We start from the raw sequence: 17,593 nt of genomic DNA, 5'->3' as shown, positions 1-17,593 counted from the left end.
ACTCAAATTCCTGCCCCCGCTTTGGCCCGCCGGGCTGCATCGACAAAGCCGGAAACGGTGAAGACCGGGCCCTCCAATCCGACCTGCCGGGCCACCCGGGTGATGGGCGGAGGCGTCACATAGGCCTGCTTAAGCACATCCTCCCGAGCGAAGACCTCTTCGCGGCTGCCATCCAGCAGGACCCGGCCATGCTGCATGAGCACGACCCTGGGGAAGTTGCGGGTGACGAACTTCATGTCGTGGGAAATCGTGATGCAGAGCTTGCCTTGGTCCCGCAGACCGGCGATGATGGCAGCCAGTCGATCATTGCCGGCCTTGTCCTGGCCGCATGTGGGCTCGTCGAAGACCACGGCACCCGTATCCATCATGAGAACGGATCCGATGGCGCAGAACTTCTTCTCGGTGGGGCTCAGATCGAAAGGATGATCGTCCAACCGGTCCGCCAGGCCCACCAACCCAGCCACCTGCTCCATATGTCGCGCTATCAGATCCTGATCGAACCCAAGCTGCCGGGGACCGAACTCGAATTCCTTGCGCACGCTGTCCAGAAAGAGCTGATCGTCGGGATTCTGAAAGACGTATCCCACTTTCCGGGCCCACTGGGCCGTGTCCGCCGTAGCCAGATCGACGCCGTCAATCAAGATCCGACCGCTGGTCGGTCTAAGGATGCCATTCAGATGCTTGGCCAAGGTGGTCTTGCCAGCGCCGTTCTGACCGATCAGCGCCACGGGCCGATCACCTTCGAGGGTCAGTTCCACTCCATCCAGGGCACGATGACCATGAGGGTAGACGTACTCCAGATGCTCCAGGTCGATCTTCATCGAAGCACCTCCCGAATCATGCGCACCGCCTGGTCCTCGCGTACGGGCAAATCCGACAGTTCGAATCCTGCGTCCTGCAAACCTCTGCCGAGCTTGACGTAATCCGGTATGTCAATCCCCCACTTCACGGTCTCGGGGTCGGCGAAAACCTTCTCAGGGGTGCCCAGGGCACGAACCCGACCAGCGCCCAGGACCATGACCTGGTCAGCGCATCGGGCGACCCGCTCCATATCGTGATCGACCATGACTACGGTGATCCCCTCATGGTTGAGCCGCTTGACAATGTCGAAGATCTCCTCACTGCCAAGCGGGTCCAGCTGGGCTGTGCATTCATCCAGAACCAGGATGTCCGGTTCCATGATCAAGGTCGAGCCAAGGGCCACCCGCTGCACCTGTCCGCCGGAAAGCTCCAAGGGGTTCTTGTCGAGCAGATCCTCGATATGCATAAGGGCGGCCACCCGGGCCACCTTGGTATGCATGGTTTCACGTGGAACCCCATGGTTGCCCAGTCCGAAGGCCAGTTCCTCGGCCACGGTCCCTGCCGTATAGGAAAGCTGATTGAAGGGGTTCTGAAAGACCAGACCTACATGTCTGGACAGATCGGCAATGGTCGAAGTGGCTACGTCCCTGTCCTTGATCCGGACGCTCCCCTTGGATTTGCCGACGAAATAGTGCGGAATCAGACCGACCAAGGCGTTGCACAGGGTCGATTTGCCCGCCCCGTTGGCTCCGACGATGCAGAAGAAGCTGCCCTGTTCGACGCTGAAGCTCACCCGCTTCAAGGTGGTCCGATCAGCATCACGGTATCTGAAGGAGAAGTCCTCCACCCGTATGACCTCGGTCATGCCCGACCTCCCCACTGGATTGCGAAAGTGATCAGACCTGCGCGAGAGAGGCAGCCGAGCACCAGGGCGAGCACCAGGAAAACGGTGAACAGGATGGTCATCACGGTGTCACTGTGCCGCCAGACCACTTCAAGGTAGCTGGTCTGCCGCACCCCTCGGATGCCGAATCCGCGGGTCTCCAGGGTCATCCCGCGCTCCTGCGAATCCGTCAGAGAGGAAAGAACCACCGGCCCGAGCAGGGGCAGGAAGGCCCGCGCCCGGGAAATCAAGCCGCCACCGGTCTCCAGACCACGTGCATGCTGAGACTGCTCGATAATCGCAATCCTGCGCTGCATCTGCGGAACCACATTCAAACTGGCCAGGATCAGGTAGCCAATCTTCGATGGAACACCGATCTGCGTCAGAGCAGCAACCAGACGACCCGTGTAGGTAGTTTTATTGGTCAGGTAGAAGGACCCCAGGAAAACCAAAAGAGTTACTACGATTTTGGCCGCATAGAGGCTGCCTTCGAGACCCAGTCGGGCGAATCCCAGGTCAAGAATGACCTTGGAATTCCTTGGGCTGTAGCACCCCTGAATGAACAGCAGCATGAGCGTAACGGGAATGCCGAACCCCAGCATCACGCCAGAGAAGGGCCTGAGCACCCGAGCCATAGCAGCTGCGATAAAGAGCATGACGATAATCCCCAGGCCAAGAGTGAAGTCCGGCCAGACCAAGGTCGCCAGGCCCAAGGAGCACACGCCAGCGATCTTGGCCATGGGATGCATGCGGGACAGTGGAGAATCAGGAATCCCGTTCGTTGCAGGACCAGGCATCAGCGTTCAGACCTTTGGGTAGGTTCACAGTCCAAGTCAGCCGGGTCGCCTGTCGATGTGCCACCATCAGCTTCTGCTGCGCCGTCGATCCTCCCCGGCCGTGCTGAACTCTCCAGACTGGACGCTCCAGTCGCTTCGCGTTCATCTTCGCCTTCATCCTCATCCAGGTCATCCAAATCGTCCAGATCGGCCTGGTCCTCGCTGCCGTCCAGAGCATACTGGCTCAGGAAACGCTTGGGGATTCGACGCACAATCACATAAGCAATCAGGACAGTAATGCCCTTGTCAATCAGATTCTCCAGCATGGAGGAGGAGAGCACCGAGATAACGATGTTCTTCACAGCCACCACCAGTGCAGCTGTGAGGACCGAGGTGCCGTTGACTCCGGTGGCACCCCCGTAGACGAGCACGGTGATCAGAGATGCTGTGACCGTGTTGACCAGGGCGCAGGCCAGCCAGACCAGGACGACTCCCCATATCCGTTTGAAGAGCCCGGCCTTGACCATGTATCCGATCACCAGGCCGCACAGAACGCTGGAGAGCGCATAGGGCAGATAGACCGGATTGGCCACCAAGGCGAGGAAGACGTTGGTCAGCAGTCCGCACAGGGCAGCCACCCAGGGGCCGGACAGGCAGGCGATGACCGTGGTGCCGATCATATCCAGGAAAAGCGGCAGTTTGAGGGTGGAGCTCAGGGTACCGCCGATGAGGTTGATGCCCACCGCGATGGGTATCAGCACCAAGGATTTTGTCGAGAACTGCGCAGTGATCCCTCTCCACACCGGTCGCGCGCTCATAATCCGTACCGCCTTTGGTCCTTGAATGTCGATTTCTGCAGATGGCCGTCGCTCACAGCCAGATCCGCATCACCGCTTTGAGAAACCACTTTAGTAAACAACTTTCATTGACAGAGACTATCAACAGCTGCAAGGGGTGTCAAATGCGAAACCTCCGACGCCGATCTCTCAGGTAAGCTTGATTCGCCAGATCCAACAGGTCGACAGAGCCGTTCGCCGGAGCGTCAGAGATGAGGAGCACAGGAAACCACATGAACATCAAGGACATTGCTCAGCTTGCCGGCGTATCCACATCGACGGTCTCCAAGATCGTGAATCACAAGGACGCGAGCATCACAGCCGCCACGCGCGACAGGGTCCTTGAACTGGTCAGGAAGTACCACTACACGCCCTACGGATCCTCCAAGCCCAACACCACCACCTGGAGAATCGGAGTCCTGCTCAGCTCATCCATCTCCATGGACTCCACCTTGGATGGGATCATCCAGCAGGCACAAAAGTCGGGGTACGGCACCCTGGTTTTCAACAGCTACGGCAATCACGACCAGGAGGAACGCAACATCCTGGCCGCCCTGGAACATCGAGTGGATGGCGTGGTCTGGGAACCGATCGACCGCACAAGCCTGGCCTTGAAAAGCAGAATCGAGGCAGGAGGGGTTCCCGAACTGACCATTGGACCCCTGGGAGACGACCGGGCCGCGCTCATGCCCTACGAGGAGGCTGCCTACAGTCTTACTGAAGAGCTGATCAAGCGCCACCACGCCAGCATCGCTTGCCTTATTTCGCCGGGCAGACGGACACAGAGCTTCCTGCACGGTTATCGTCGCTGCTTGTTCGACCACAACCTCCAATACCACACCGACATGGTCCTGGAAACCATCGGCGAGGACCTGACCCAGGTGCTGGAGAACCGCCACGTCACCGGTATCGTGGCATCCCACTACCACCATGCCCTGGAATTCCTTCAGTTCGCCGAATCCATGCATTACCGTCTGCCCCAGGACCTCTCCCTGGTCTCCCTGATGAACGACACCAACGTGCACCTGCGCTACCCTGGCAGCCCGGAAATATCGTCCTACGTCATGCGCAACGCCGACTTCGGCGCCTACCTGTGCAGACGGATCATCCACGCCATCGAGCATGAGTCTGATCGGAGCGAGATCTTTGAGCACGTCTTCACCCTGGACGGCGAGAAGACCGTCGGCCCGCCCCCGGACCAGCAATGCAAGAAGATCGTGGTGGTCGGCAGCATCAATGTGGACACCTACCTGACCGCCCCCAGCCTGCCCAAGGCGGGTATGACCACCACTACCAGAAACTTCGCCTCCACACCGGGGGGCAAGGCCACCAACCAGGCGGTGGGCGTGGCCAGGCTGGAGCATCAGGTTTCCCTGATCGGCAATGTCGGCAGCGATCCGGCCGCAGACTACATCTACAAAACCATGAGGCAGGCCCATGTGGATGCCACCGGTGTGCGCAGAGTCACCGGCGCGGACACGGGCAAAGCCTACATCTTCGTCGACGGCAAGGGTGAGTCGATGATCTCCCTGGTGGCGGGCGCCAACGAGTCCCTGACTCCGGACGACATCACCGAGCGCGACCAGATCTTCCGGAACACCGGCTACTGCCTAATCCAGACAGAGATCCCCATGGACACTGTCGCCGAGGCATGCAGAACAGCCAAGCGCCACCAGGCCGCCACCATCGTCAAACCGTCATCCTGCGACCACCTGCCTGAAGACCTGCTGGCTTCGATCGACATCCTGATCCCGAATCTGAACGAGTTGAACACCCTGATACCCGGAGCAGGATCCGTGGTGGACAAGGCGAAACGGTTCATAGACGGCGGGGTGGGCAGGGTCATCATCACCCAGGGCGAGCGCGGCTGCACCCTGGTCACTTCCAGCGAACACAAGGACTTCCCAGCCCACGAGACCCGAGCAATCGACGACACCGGCGCCAGCGATGCCTTTATCAGTGCCCTGGCCTCCTACCTGTGCAGCGGATGCGCCCTGGACAAAGCCGCCCAAATTGCCAATCTGGCCGCCGGCTTCAGCGTCGCCCACGAAGGCGTCATCCCCTCACTGATAAACCGTCGCCAGCTGGAAGGCCTGATCGACTGAGCGGCCCGGGCGCAAGCACGGTCGTCAGAAGGCTGTGATTGTCTGCCGTGCCTATCATCAAGGTCTACAGCTTCTGAAAGTATGCTCGTCGGCCCGACACAGCAATCAGGGGCTGTACTTTAAGAATTTTGCAGTCAGTCGCCCATGAATACAGCTATGACCAGTTCCTTTCGGAACCCGACTTTTCATCTGCGAGCGATCTGTTTCTCCGATAATACTGACGGCGACAATGTGAAGCGACTTAACTTATTCAATCTCTGAGTACCATATAGATAGCTAATGAGGGGTGGGCATCTTTGCCCTGACGCCTTGCGTGTTATACCCGCCAGGGACTGCGCAGACCAAAAGGAGGGTAAAAAGTGGATAAAGTAGTGACGATTTCTGACGTAGCCCAAGCGGCTGGAGTCTCGAAAGCCACTGTTTCATACGTACTCTCCAACGATAAAAGAATAAGCAAACAGACGGCAGAGAAGGTGCGGCGCACAATAAATGATCTGGGATATACCGTCAATCACGCTGCCAGAGCCCTGTCAACCAAGAAAAGCAACGTACTGGGAATTGTGTCGCCCACCCACCATGGTGTCTACCTGTCATCCTTTTTCGGACTGCACATTTATCTGTTGTCTGAGTATGCGACACGATCCGGTTACGACAGCATGTTCATCGGTTCTGATGACGGTTGCGACGCCATGAGGAAAGCCGCCGCCTCCCATAAAGTGGACGGCTTCATACTTATGGATGTATGTGACAACGACCCGCGCATGACTACTGCCAAAGAGATTGGAATCCCCACAGTCGTCTTCGGATCACCGATTTCATCTTTTGGTTTAGACACAGTGGACTCAGACTTCCGATCGGAGGCTGCAAGATGCATGCAATGCATGGCTGCCGATAACCATCAGGAGGTGATCTTGTACTCCTGGTCTAAGAGCATTTTTGAGAAGCGTATGGGTTTCGCCTTACGCTTCAGAGACCAAATCACACAAAGCGCCAAGGATCTAGGAATTATTCTGCATATCTATTCACCTGACAACGACGAATCGGATCCAGCAGGAGAACTGTTGCATGCGTTACATCTGTATCCTCATGCCACTGCGATGATCATCCACAACGAAAGTGCATCGATTATAGCCCCGCAGGCCTTTTCCGCAAGAGGCATTCAGATTCCAGACGACCTGTATGTGATTTCCGTCTTTCCCAAACAAATGCAGTGGTCGGTGCTAGCCTCATTCGCCTTCATCCAAACCGATATAGACCAGTTGGCGCAGAAAATCGTGAGTACATTGGTGGCTCGCATTCAGGATCCGGATGCACCCATCACAAAATCATTATTGGATTTTACCTTGCAGCAAAAGTCAGCAAACAGCACTGATGCAGTCGTCTGACCATCTCCAGGAGAGTTTGTTTCTGCAATCCCGAATACAAAACCCCAAGCGGCATCCCACCTGTCCAATAATTAATTGATTTGACCTACTGCGAGGATATTATATAATGTTTGTGAACCGGTTCAATAAGTGATGATTCGACTCCGGGGCTCGAGTCATACCAGCTTGGATGAAGATGCCACACCGTAGCGGCATCGCAGAAAGGAAATCATGCACAACCTGTTCATCAAACGCTTCGCAACCATCTGTTCAGCTGTCGTCATTGCGGCAAGTCTTGCCGCTTGCGGCGGCTCGAATCAGAGTGCGGACACCATTGGTTTTTGGGATCCCTATCCACAGAAAAACGCATCCAGCACATGGGAGGCATTCGTCAAGCGTTGCGCTCCCAAGGGTTACAAAATAAAGCGTACTGGATACCCCCAGTCTGATCTGCTGAATAATCTCACCACCGCCGTAAAGGCCGGGAATGCCCCACAAATCGCCTTGATAGATAATCCAAAAATGCCTACCGCAGTCGATGCTGGCCTCGTTACCGACATCAAAGCCGCCGGCATCAACACCAAGGGATACGACAGCAACATCGAGGCGCCTGGAATCATCGACAACGTCCAATACGGCATCTCTTACGGATCCAATGCACTGGGGCTTTACTATAACCCGAAAATACTGGAAAAAGCAGGCGTCGATCCTGCGTCCATAAAAGATTGGGCGAGCCTGAACAAGGCTATAGAACAAGTGGTGGCGTCAGGAAGCAAAGGCATTACCTTCGCAGGCATCTCCGGCGAGGAGGGTACATTCCAGTTCCTGCCTTGGTTTTGGGGAGCAGAGGGGGATCTGAAACATCCAAAATCACAAGCCGAAACCGATGCTTTGAACCTGGTCTCCGATTGGGTCCGAAAAGGTTGGGCGCCAAAATCCGTATCCACCGACAACCAATCGGCAGCCTGGGATGCTTTCCTGACTGATCAGTACGGATTCTCTGAAAATGGCTCATGGCAGGCCGAATCCGCCAAGGAAAAGGGATACGGAATGATACCGATTCCTGGTAAATCCGGCGGAGTCGCCCCCGTGCCGACCGGAGGCGAATTCATCACTATGCCTACCCAGAAAAAGGCCGACAAGAATCTCAGCAAAGCAACGGCTGAAGTCATTAACTGTCTGGTTGACGGGGATAATCTAAAAAAGACCAATGATGAGATGGTCTATTTAGCAGCGAAACGCTCCGTAAGAAACCAACAGGTCAAAGAGAACCAGATCTGGGCCCCGTGGGTAAAGCCGATCGAGCAGGCCAAGGGCAGAACTTCTGACATTGGCCTCAAATATGAGGATGTTTCAGCGCAGCTCTCCGAAGATCTGCAAGAGGCGCTGAACCAGCGCTGAACCAGCTGAGAAGTCGGCAGAGATGCTCGACTTCCCAGCACCCCTCGCCTCAAGGCAATTTTCAATAATCTTATTTCTTGCGTTGATCAGGTGAACGATGTCATTCAATATTCATCCACTACAGGACTCCGACGGGAGCATCCAGAACTCAAAAAAACGCGGCATCCATTCGACGACACTGGCGGCCTGGGGCTTCGCTATGCCTCTCATCGTGTATCTGGCCGTCTTCTACGTAACACCTCTTATCCAAAATATCTTCATGAGTCTGCACCGTTTCACTCGCCGGACTTTCGTCACCGGTGACGCACCATGGTCCGGCATTCAGGTATACCAAGAGGTTCTAGGAAATCCGAAGTTCTGGACGATACTCGTACAGACCTTATTGTTTGTGGTACTCTCAATTATTTTTCAATACAGCCTGGGGCTGGCACTGGCAGTATTCTTCAACCAGAATTTTCGACTATCGGCTGTGCTCCGTGGCGCTTTCCTGGTCCCTTGGCTCTTGCCTCCAATGATTTCAGGCACTATCTGGCAATGGATGATGGATGCCGATACCGGTGTCATCAACAAAGTCATAGGCTTTTTCGGCGGCTCCCCTATCTGGTGGCTGCAGGCTGATCACTCCCTATGGTCAGTCATCATTGCCAACATCTGGTTAGGCATTCCATTCAATATGGTCATTCTGTATTCAGGATTACAAAACATTAACCAAGATCTATACGAAGCTGCATCCTTGGATGGTTGCAACTCTTGGCAGCGATTCTGGAAAATCACCTTTCCTTTATTGAAACCTGTCACCATGATCACCCTCCTGCTCGGATTCGTATACACACTCAAAACCGTAGACATAATTTGGATAATGACCAAAGGAACGGGCACATCGCGCACCCTTGCCACCTGGGCTTATGAGATGGCATTCGGGAAGGGAACATCCGCAACCATCCGATATTCAGAAGCATCCGTCGTGGGCACCATTCTGATCGCCATCGCCCTGGTATTCGCCTTTGCCTATCTACGGGCACAAGGTTCAGAGAGGAGCAAGCAATAATGAGGCATCGTTCGACATGGTGGAAAACGCTGATCGCCGTCGTACTCACCCTAATCATGCTTTTCCCGATTTATTGGATGATCAACATCTCTCTGACCAAAAGACGGTCGATTCGCTCGGGAGACCTATATCCACGCGATTTCACGTTGACGAACTTTTCTTCAGCCTTCCACACCGAAATGACATACCTGGGCACATCCCTGCTCATTGCCATCGGTGTAGTTCTGTTGACACTCGCCATCGCACTTCCGTCTTCTTACGCCATCGCTTTTCTTGAACTCAAAGGCCGCAGAACAATCAATTTCCTTCTGATTGTGGCTCAGATGATCCCCGCGGTAGTCATGGCCCTGGGCTTTTATCAGATCTACAATCGTATCGGCCTTTTGGACAGCATCCCCGGTCTGATCATTGCGGATTCCACAGTGGCCGTACCATTCGCCGTCATGCTTCTATCGAGCTTCATGACCGGCATGCCACATTCCATCATTGAAGCTGCAGAAATCGATGGCGCTTCACACTGGCGTGTATTCACAACCATAGTGGTCCCGCTAAGCAGAAACTCCATCGTAACGACTTCGTTGTTCTCATTCCTCTGGGCATGGTCTGACTTCATGTTTGCGTCAACGCTGGATTCCGGCGGGGGCCGCATGCGTCCCATCACGATGGGCCTCTATGATTTTATAGGGGCACAGAATCAGGAATGGGGTCCATTGATGGCTACAGCCGTCCTGGCTTCGGTGCCAACCGCAATACTGCTGATCGTCGCACAGAAATATGTCGCTGCGGGAGTTACAGCAGGTGCGATAAAGGACTGAAACCGAAAGTGAATCAACCAATTGAAAGGGTACTGAATCAATGCAACATTCAACATTTACCACCGACGGCCAGGCGCTGCAGTGGACAGGCGACGGCGAATACCTTCGCATCGAGCCCTGGGGAACAGATTCGATACGCGTCCGATCCTCGCAGATGCACGAGCCTGAAGACCTGGACTGGGGGCTTTTACACGACCACCACGAGCCTGCAGAGGCAGTGCGTATAAGCATCGATGACCAGCAAGGCCAGGCCACCATAATCAACGGATCCCTAATGGTCAAAGCACAGGCCTCAGATGGCGTTTACGGCGGCAGCGGCTATACCGAGCCGAAATGCCTGCTCAGCTTTTGGCGCACCGACGGCAAGCTGCTCTTCAGCGAGATGAACGATGGCGGCTCCCTGAATTTAAGAGCGCGTTCTTTCACTCCCATCGTGGGAGGCGACCACCAGGTCAAGGTAACGTTCGTCCCTCCGGAAAACGAACGTCTCTACGGCATGGGCGAATATCAACAGAACATCATGAATCTGAAAGGCTGCACGCTCGAACTGGCCCATAGGAACTCGCAAGTCTCCATACCCTTCGTCGTCTCCAGCTGCGGATACGGATTCCTCTGGAACAATCCAGCCGTCGGTTCCGTCAGTTTTGGGAAAAACAAGACTCAATGGTCGGCGGACAGCACTCGACAGATTGATTACTGGGTTACAGCCGGTGCCGATTACCGCTCTATCATGGCCCATTACGCAGACGCTACCGGCCATGCTCCTCAGATGCCTGAATGGGGTCTTGGATTTTGGCAGAGCAAGCTTCGCTATTGGAACCAGGATCAATTGCTGGAGGTTGCCAGAGAGTTCAAAAAGCGCAACATCCCTCTGGACCTCATTGTCATCGACTTCTTCCATTGGCCTCACATGGGTGATTTCAGGTTCGAGGACGAATTCTGGCCAGATCCCGTCAGCATGAGCAACGAATTGCACAAGATGGGGATCCGACTCATGGTGTCAGTCTGGCCGCAGATAGCACTGACTTCTGAAAACTATCCAGAGATGAAAGCCAAGAATCTGCTGGTACGGGCAGACCACGGCGAAGACATCGGCATGATGTTCGAGGGACCCAGCCAGTTCTACGACGCCACCAACCCTAGAGCCCGCCAATATGTATGGGAGAAATGCCGTGAGCACTACGCCGATGTCGGCGTCGACGCATTCTGGCTGGATGAAGCCGAACCGGAGTATGGCACTTACGATTTCAGCAATTACCGCTACTGGGCCGGACCTGCTCAGCAGACAGCCAATCTGTATCCACGGGAATACAACAAGGGGTTCTACGAGGGGCAGCTGGCCTATGGGCGCCAGGGACAGATCGTTAACCTCACCAGATGCGCATGGGCCGGATCCCAGCAATATGGGGCTCTTGTATGGTCGGGCGATGTGGCGTCCACCTTCGAGGCGTTCAGGTCACAAATCACCTGTGCCATCCATATGGGCATGGCCGGCATTCCTTGGTTCACCACCGACCTGGGTGGCTTCCACAATGGCGATATCGACGATCCCACCTTCCGTGAACTGTTATTGAGGTGGGCGCAATTCTCCTGCTTCTCGCCCGTCATGCGCAATCACGGTGACCGTAGCCAGCACCACCCCGATGGGACCACCAAGACCGCCATCACTACGGCGCAAGGCGAACGACGACTACCTTCCGGAGCGAGCAATGAACCATGGAGCTACGGCAAGTCCGTCGAAGACATCTATGTCAAGTTCATCAGGATCCGAGAGCATCTTCGCCCTTATCTGCGTGAGCTGTTTGCCCAGGCACATGAGGACGGGCAGCCGCTCATCAGAGGACTGTTCTACGAATTCCCCAATGACGACGCTGCCTCCGATATCGCCGACGAGTATATGCTCGGACCTGATCTGCTGGTAGCCCCCGTGGTAGAGGAAGGAGCCAGATCCCGACAGGTCTACCTGCCTGGGGACGCGACTACGCAGTGGCAGGATCTTCGCGACGGAGCGATGTACAACGGGGGTCAGACGATTACTGCAGAAGCCCCGCTGGATACTCTGCCGGTATTCGCAAGGGACAGCAGAAACCACGAGCTGCTGGGCATACTCTGATCTATCCGTCACATAGTCACGGAAGCTCATCGTCATTCACATCGGGTCAGGACCGCTCGTCCTGGCCCGACTTCCTATTCAATCGAGACATGATTCATCCCGTTTCCAATTTCATTAAGCTTTCACGCTCATATTCCACCCTGTGCAACAACCGGTACTACAACCCTCAGTTCGCCTTGTCAGCAACGTTTTGGCGACACTGGAGGTTCTGGCTAACAAGGACCAAGTGACAATCGTCGACAAGGTTCGTAACGAGGTATACGGCCACAATCGCCTCTGGAAACGTCCCAAGTACCGACTGTCGCCTCCCAGCTCTCGGTTAACACTGAGAACCTGTTCGCCTTCATGCAGGACATTGGAGGATTCTGAAGGTTCAGGCTACGAAGCCTGTTCCACTTTCCATCTCGCCCCATCTCCACACGCACCACCGCCTAGAGTAGATGCAAGGAAGCATCGCAGCATCAAATCACCAAAGGAGCGGCCATCATGAGACCAATGTCGGACTATGCCAAGGACCTGCAGCACTCGGGCATGGTCGCCCGTGATCTGGACGAGACCATCGACTTCTACACCGACAAACTCGGGTTCGAGTTGGTCGGCATCTACCCCAACGAAGAGAATCGATGCGCCTTTCTGCGCCTGGGACATTTGACCATCGAGACCTGGGAGGGCGAGCCTGCGCCCATGCGCACCGGGGCCATCAACCACTGGGCACTGGATACGCCAGACATCGATGCTGCTTACGAGCATGCCCTGGAGATGGGGTTGACCATCAGAGAGAAGGCCATCCAGTCCATTCCCACTTTCTGGCAGCAGGGAATCCGCTACTTCAACGTTATCGGCCCCAACCAGGAGACCATCGAGTTCTGCCAGATTCTCTGACTGTCCTCCTAAGGCCGGCGACTCTTCCCTCTCGTGTATAGCAAGGAATGCAGATGGCCGATCGGGTTATATGGCAGCTCTCAACCCCACCCCAACGACGACTGCCACAGAACACTCATGTGAGCAAAGCGACAAAATTCTCACTGTTTCACACGCTTGCTTGAACGGCCGAAAAGACCGTGATTTATCCCCTTATTCCAGCCTTTCAGGAACATAGGGACACCCAGAATAATCCCAGGTACTGCAAGTAGTATGGAATAAGTATCCAAGGACGGATGCATTGCTATGGAAAGAGGTTTCTATGACGAACATTCATAATGTCACGGTTGCCGGCGGTGGGGTGCTTGGCAGCCAAATCGCCTATCAATCAGCCTTCAAGGGTAAGAAGGTAACGATCTACGACATCAACGACCAGGCTGTGGCGGCCGCCGAGGAGCGTGTCAAGAATCTGCGCGATTCCTACAAGCACGACATCAATGCCACTGATGAACAATTCGACGCCGGGCTGAACAATATGTCCTTTACAGCCGACATGGCCGAAGCCGTCAAGGACGCTGACCTGGTCATTGAAGCAGTCCCGGAAAAGCCCTCAATCAAGCATGACCTTTACCAGAACCTGGCCAAGCTGGCCCCCAAGGATGCCATCTTCACCAGCAACTCCTCCACCTACGTGCCCAGCACTTTCGCAGCTGACACGGGCAGGCCGGACAAGTTCCTGAACATGCACTTTGCCAACCAGGTTTGGCTGTACAACACGGCTGAGATCATGGGCACCGATCAGACCGACCCCAAGGTCTTCAATGAGATCGTGGACTATGCCAAGGAGATCGGCATGGTTCCCATCGTCCTGAAGAAAGAACAGCCCGGATACGTCCTGAACACCCTCCTCATCCCCCTGCTCGAAGCCGCCTCCTACCTTTGGGGTCAGGGCATCGCGGATCCGGAGACCGTGGACAAGACCTGGATGATCGCAACAGGTGCACCCATGGGACCCTTTGCCATCTTTGACGTTGTGGGACTGCGGACCGCCTTCAATATCACCAAGGAACAGCGGGGAGACAACCCTGACTTCAAGCCCTTCCTGGAGAAGATCCAGAAGATGATGGACGAGGGGAAGACCGGCAAGGATTCGGGAGAAGGGTTCTACACCTATCCCAACCCCGCCTTTGCTGATCCTGACTTCCTGAAGGCCTGAGAGAACCGTTTTCACCAAACAGGACCCACCCGTTGCAGGGGACCACAACGCAACTCGCCTCCCCGCAATGGGAGGGTCTGTTTTCACTGCCGATTTTCAAGCGAATCTAACCGTCAAGCTGCTCGCCAACCCTCGCAAACCGCCGACTGCGCCTCTTTACTAGCATTGAATCAGGCATCCAAGGAAGGGTGCCGACACAATGAAAGAGGTCATTTATGACAGAGATCGAACAGGTCACCGTCGCCGGTGGTGGCGTTTTGGGCAGTCAGATCGCCTATCAATGTGCATTCAAAGGCAAAAATGTCACGGTCTACGACATCGGAGACGATGCCGTAGCAGCGGCCAGAGAACGGGTCAAAGCGCTTCGTGCCGCCTATAAGCGCGACATAAAAGCAACAGACGAACAGTTTGATGCCGGGTTAGGTCGAATGAGCTTCACCACCGACCTGAGCGAGGCAGTCAAGAACGCGGATCTGGTTATCGAGGCAATTCCCGAGAAGCCCTCCATCAAGCACGACTTCTACCAGAGCCTGGCCAAACTGGCACCCGAGAACACTATTTTCGCCAGTAACTCCTCCACCTACGTGCCCAGCACTTTTGCAGCCGACACAGGCAGGCCAGACAAATTCCTGAACTTGCACTTCGCCAACCAGATCTGGCTGATGAATACTGCTGAAATCATGGGAACCGATCAAACGGATCCGGACATCTACAACCGAATCGTTTCCTTTGCTCGGGAAATTGGCATGGTCCCCATCCAGCTGCACAAGGAACAGCCCGGCTATGTGCTCAACACGTTGCTGATGCCACTCATGGGCGCCGCCGGCATGCTATGGGCGCACGATGTGGCCGATCCACAGACTATCGACAAAACCTGGATGATTGCCACTGGCGCGCCCAAGGGACCCTTCGGCTTCTACGACATGGTCGGCCTTCGGACCGCATACAACATCCTCTGCCAGCGCCAGGGTGACAATCCTCAAGCCAAGCCCCTCCTGGACAAGCTCAAGGCCATGATAGACCAAGGCAAGCTGGGCGAAGAGACCGGTCAGGGCTTCTACCAGTATCCTGATCCCGACTACCGGGACCCCGGATTCCTCAAGGTCTGATCAAATCCGACCAAGTGGGCTGTGGTGGGCCGGAGCCGGGTCCACCATAGCCTTCATCATGAGGCGTGGTAAGCTGTGTATTTATGGCATTTTTGTGAAAACCGCTAGAGGAAGAGGCAGACAGGGAACTCACAAAGGCGGAAAAGACGAACAACGGCCTTGTGGCCGGAGAAGGAATAATGGCAGAGGACGATAAAATTTCGGCTGCTGACAGCGGCCATCACGAGCAGGAACGGCGCGATAGGCAGGCAGCCAAGCAAATCAAGAAGCAGCAGGCCGCGGAAAAACGCAGGGCTCGCAAGCAAAATCCCAGACCTCATCGGGGCTGGAGCGAGCGCCTGCACCTGACCGACATCAACGTAGTGGACAGATCCACCCTCAAGCGGGCCATCGCCGGCACCGTGGTCGGCAACTTCATGGAATGGTACGACGTGGGGGTCTACGGCTATCTGGCGGTGACCATCGGCCGTGTCTTCCTGTCCGACGCATCCGATGCCGTGCAGCGGCTCTTCTCTCTTGGTGTCTTCGCTGTCACCTTCGTCGCCCGGCCTCTGGGCGGCGTGGTCCTGGGCCAGCTGGGCGACAAGGTCGGCCGCCAGCGCATTCTGGCCTTCACCCTGCTGAGCATGTCCGCAGCCACCCTGCTGATTGGTCTCCTTCCCAGTTATGCGGCTGTCGGTCCCCTGGCACCCATCCTGCTCATCCTGCTTAAGCTGATCCAGGGCTTCTCCACAGGCGGCGAGTATGCAGGCGCCTCGACCATGGTCACCGAATACTCACCGGACCGGCATCGCGGCTTCTTCGCCTCCCTGCTGGATGTGGGATCCTACCTGGGCTACGCCTTCGGAGCAGCCTTGGTCTCCTTGTTGGAGTTCTCCATCTCCCCGCAGGCCATGCTGGCCTGGGGCTGGCGAATCCCCTTCATCATCGCCCTGCCGCTGGCCGCCATCGCGGTCTACTTCCGGGCCAAGGTCCAGGACACCCCTGCCTTCCGTCAGGCCCAGGATGCCAGCGATGAGAAGACCAAGAGCCAGCACAAGAGCCTGCTGGACCTGATCCGGGGTTACTGGCGGGAACTGCTCATGGCCTTCATCCTGGTGGCCGCGGCCAACACCCTGAGCTACACGCTGACCGCCTACATGCCCACCTACCTGTCGGGCACCCTGCATTACAACACCGCCCAGGCCAACCTGCTCTCCCTGCCGGTCCTGCTCATGGTGGCCTGCTGCATCCCCATCACCGGAGCCCTTTCCGACCGCTTTGGCCGCAAGAAGGTGCTGTTTATGGGAGCATTCACTGGACTGTGCCTGTCCCTGCCCGCTTTCCGACTGTTGGAGCATGAAACCACGGGTGCTGTCTTCGGCGGACTGGTCCTGCTGGCCATCCCAGTCATCTTCTTCGTGGCCAACCTGGCATCCACCCTGCCGGCTCTCTTCCCAACCGCGTCCCGTTACGGCGGCATGGGACTGTCGTACAACCTGGCCGTAGCCGTCTTCGGCGGGACCGCGCCTGTCATCATGGAAGGGCTGGTGACCGCGACCGGCAAGTCCCTGGCACCTGCCTACTGGATCATGTTCACCTCGACCTGCGGTCTGATCACCGTGCTCTTCCTGGCCGAGACCGCCCGGCGCCCCATGCCCGGAACCCTGCCCACCGTGCTCAACCGGCAGGAGGCACGCGACCTGGTGGCCACCCAGGACCGCAATCCCGACCTGGATGTGAAGACCATCATCAAGGATGCCGAAGAGAGCGGTGTGCGCAAGACACCGAAAAAGCTGGCAGCAGAGGCACGCAAACTTCTGGGCCTTTCCCACACAGGCACCAGGAACAAGAAGTAGCGACCTTCGTCAGGCCGAGCGAACCGGGTGATCCACCAAATCGCGCTCGATCCAGGCCATGACCAGCTTGGCCAGGGCATCCACCTCCGCATCGTTCAAGGCCCGTCCGCGGGGGATGTGATGCCAGCGTTCGATGCACCCCCGGCAGCAGGTGGCCGTGGCATGCTGGGCCGTGAAAACCGGATGCCCGCGGTAGGGGGTCTGCTTGCCATCCTTGAACGGATGGGCAGGCCCCACACGCTTGGCCAGCATCTCATGGGCATGGCGGTCGATGGTATTCCTGCCCTTGGCGCGAGCATAGGCGCGATCCTTGGCCGACAGGGAGAATCCAGCCCGAAAACGCGAATGCCCCAATCTGGCAAGAGTGTCCTGAATCCAGGCTTCATCCGCCCCACGCATAGCTGATCCACTGTCGGTCATTCCCTGC

14 protein-coding genes and 1 pseudogene are annotated in these 17,593 nt (G+C 56.3%); 10 read left to right on the top strand and 5 right to left on the bottom strand.

Annotated elements, in window-relative coordinates:
- Nucleotides 1-2 precede the first annotated feature (2 nt).
- From ACUIAF_RS06755 to ACUIAF_RS06740, 4 genes and pseudogenes are all read right to left on the bottom strand, one after another.
- Entirely contained in the window at nt 3-821 is an 819-nt protein-coding gene (locus tag ACUIAF_RS06755) for an energy-coupling factor ABC transporter ATP-binding protein (protein ID WP_445338301.1), read from the bottom strand.
- Nucleotides 818-1,666, bottom strand: coding sequence for an energy-coupling factor ABC transporter ATP-binding protein (locus tag ACUIAF_RS06750; protein ID WP_445338299.1), 849 nt, complete (start codon nt 1,664-1,666; stop codon nt 818-820). Before ACUIAF_RS06750 ends, ACUIAF_RS06755 begins: the two co-directional genes overlap by 4 nt.
- Nucleotides 1,663-2,481, bottom strand: a complete 819-nt coding sequence (locus ACUIAF_RS06745) for an energy-coupling factor transporter transmembrane component T (protein ID WP_110417779.1) — start codon at nt 2,479-2,481, stop codon at nt 1,663-1,665. The genes ACUIAF_RS06750 and ACUIAF_RS06745 overlap by 4 nt, the downstream gene beginning before the upstream one ends.
- Before the next feature lie 146 nt (nt 2,482-2,627).
- Nucleotides 2,628-3,278, bottom strand: a pseudogene (locus ACUIAF_RS06740) (ECF transporter S component); the annotation flags it as partial.
- 251 nt (nt 3,279-3,529) lie between these two features.
- On the opposite strand from ACUIAF_RS06740, the gene ACUIAF_RS06735 reads away from it, so the two are divergent.
- The 10 genes from ACUIAF_RS06735 (at nt 3,530) to ACUIAF_RS06690 (ending at nt 17,166) form a co-directional block, all read left to right on the top strand.
- On the top strand, nt 3,530-5,401 hold the full coding sequence (locus ACUIAF_RS06735; RefSeq protein WP_445338298.1) for a PfkB family carbohydrate kinase: 1,872 nt from the start codon (nt 3,530-3,532) through the stop codon (nt 5,399-5,401).
- A 359-nt stretch (nt 5,402-5,760) separates the two neighbouring features.
- Complete coding sequence (locus ACUIAF_RS06730) at nt 5,761-6,786, top strand: LacI family DNA-binding transcriptional regulator (RefSeq protein WP_445338297.1); 1,026 nt, start codon at nt 5,761-5,763, stop codon at nt 6,784-6,786.
- A 210-nt stretch (nt 6,787-6,996) separates the two neighbouring features.
- Nucleotides 6,997-8,166 carry an ABC transporter substrate-binding protein gene (locus tag ACUIAF_RS06725; protein WP_198216340.1) on the top strand — a complete coding sequence of 390 codons (1,170 nt, stop codon included), beginning with the start codon at nt 6,997-6,999 and terminating at the stop codon, nt 8,164-8,166.
- 97 nt (nt 8,167-8,263) lie between these two features.
- Complete coding sequence (locus tag ACUIAF_RS06720; RefSeq protein ID WP_198183246.1) at nt 8,264-9,214, top strand: carbohydrate ABC transporter permease; 951 nt, start codon at nt 8,264-8,266, stop codon at nt 9,212-9,214.
- Nucleotides 9,214-10,029, top strand: a complete 816-nt coding sequence (locus tag ACUIAF_RS06715; protein WP_198183248.1) for a carbohydrate ABC transporter permease — start codon at nt 9,214-9,216, stop codon at nt 10,027-10,029. The genes ACUIAF_RS06720 and ACUIAF_RS06715 overlap by 1 nt, the downstream gene beginning before the upstream one ends.
- 40 nt (nt 10,030-10,069) lie before the next feature.
- Nucleotides 10,070-12,142: a glycoside hydrolase family 31 protein gene (locus ACUIAF_RS06710; RefSeq protein ID WP_445338294.1), complete on the top strand. Its 2,073-nt coding sequence runs from the start codon at nt 10,070-10,072 to the stop codon at nt 12,140-12,142.
- Between the two features lie 486 nt (nt 12,143-12,628).
- A complete protein-coding gene (locus ACUIAF_RS06705) occupies nt 12,629-13,024 on the top strand; it encodes a VOC family protein (protein ID WP_015022613.1) in 396 nt (131 codons plus the stop codon).
- Between the two features lie 301 nt (nt 13,025-13,325).
- Nucleotides 13,326-14,219: a 3-hydroxyacyl-CoA dehydrogenase gene (locus ACUIAF_RS06700; protein ID WP_015022614.1), complete on the top strand. Its 894-nt coding sequence runs from the start codon at nt 13,326-13,328 to the stop codon at nt 14,217-14,219.
- Between the two features lie 215 nt (nt 14,220-14,434).
- Nucleotides 14,435-15,328: a 3-hydroxyacyl-CoA dehydrogenase gene (locus ACUIAF_RS06695; protein WP_110417783.1), complete on the top strand. Its 894-nt coding sequence runs from the start codon at nt 14,435-14,437 to the stop codon at nt 15,326-15,328.
- 179 nt (nt 15,329-15,507) lie between these two features.
- Nucleotides 15,508-17,166: an MFS transporter gene (locus ACUIAF_RS06690; protein ID WP_445338291.1), complete on the top strand. Its 1,659-nt coding sequence runs from the start codon at nt 15,508-15,510 to the stop codon at nt 17,164-17,166.
- Nucleotides 17,167-17,175: 9 nt separating this feature from the next.
- Here the strand turns inward: ACUIAF_RS06690 and ACUIAF_RS06685 are convergent, their stop codons facing one another.
- Nucleotides 17,176-17,586, bottom strand: coding sequence for a DUF4186 domain-containing protein (locus ACUIAF_RS06685; protein WP_445338289.1), 411 nt, complete (start codon nt 17,584-17,586; stop codon nt 17,176-17,178).
- Between the last annotated feature and the right edge of the window lie 7 nt (nt 17,587-17,593).

It is taken from the genome of Bifidobacterium sp. ESL0822 (genome assembly GCF_052606675.1).
The sequence above is the reverse complement of the archived record's forward strand: the minus strand, read 5'-3'. Positions and strand labels throughout refer to the sequence as shown.

Excerpts from the sequence above, each read along its gene's own strand:
- ACUIAF_RS06755 (WP_445338301.1), bottom strand. The coding sequence starts at position 821 with ATGAAGATCGACCTGGAGCATCTGGAGTACGTCTACCCTCATGGTCAT.
- ACUIAF_RS06750 (WP_445338299.1), bottom strand. The coding sequence starts at position 1,666 with ATGACCGAGGTCATACGGGTGGAGGACTTCTCCTTCAGATACCGTGAT.
- ACUIAF_RS06745 (WP_110417779.1), bottom strand. The coding sequence starts at position 2,481 with ATGCCTGGTCCTGCAACGAACGGGATTCCTGATTCTCCACTGTCCCGC.
- ACUIAF_RS06735 (WP_445338298.1), top strand. The coding sequence starts at position 3,530 with ATGAACATCAAGGACATTGCTCAGCTTGCCGGCGTATCCACATCGACG.
- ACUIAF_RS06725 (WP_198216340.1), top strand. The coding sequence starts at position 6,997 with ATGCACAACCTGTTCATCAAACGCTTCGCAACCATCTGTTCAGCTGTC.
- ACUIAF_RS06720 (WP_198183246.1), top strand. The coding sequence starts at position 8,264 with ATGTCATTCAATATTCATCCACTACAGGACTCCGACGGGAGCATCCAG.
- ACUIAF_RS06715 (WP_198183248.1), top strand. The coding sequence starts at position 9,214 with ATGAGGCATCGTTCGACATGGTGGAAAACGCTGATCGCCGTCGTACTC.
- ACUIAF_RS06710 (WP_445338294.1), top strand. The coding sequence starts at position 10,070 with ATGCAACATTCAACATTTACCACCGACGGCCAGGCGCTGCAGTGGACA.
- ACUIAF_RS06705 (WP_015022613.1), top strand. The coding sequence starts at position 12,629 with ATGAGACCAATGTCGGACTATGCCAAGGACCTGCAGCACTCGGGCATG.
- ACUIAF_RS06700 (WP_015022614.1), top strand. The coding sequence starts at position 13,326 with ATGACGAACATTCATAATGTCACGGTTGCCGGCGGTGGGGTGCTTGGC.
- ACUIAF_RS06695 (WP_110417783.1), top strand. The coding sequence starts at position 14,435 with ATGACAGAGATCGAACAGGTCACCGTCGCCGGTGGTGGCGTTTTGGGC.
- ACUIAF_RS06690 (WP_445338291.1), top strand. The coding sequence starts at position 15,508 with ATGGCAGAGGACGATAAAATTTCGGCTGCTGACAGCGGCCATCACGAG.
- ACUIAF_RS06685 (WP_445338289.1), bottom strand. The coding sequence starts at position 17,586 with ATGACCGACAGTGGATCAGCTATGCGTGGGGCGGATGAAGCCTGGATT.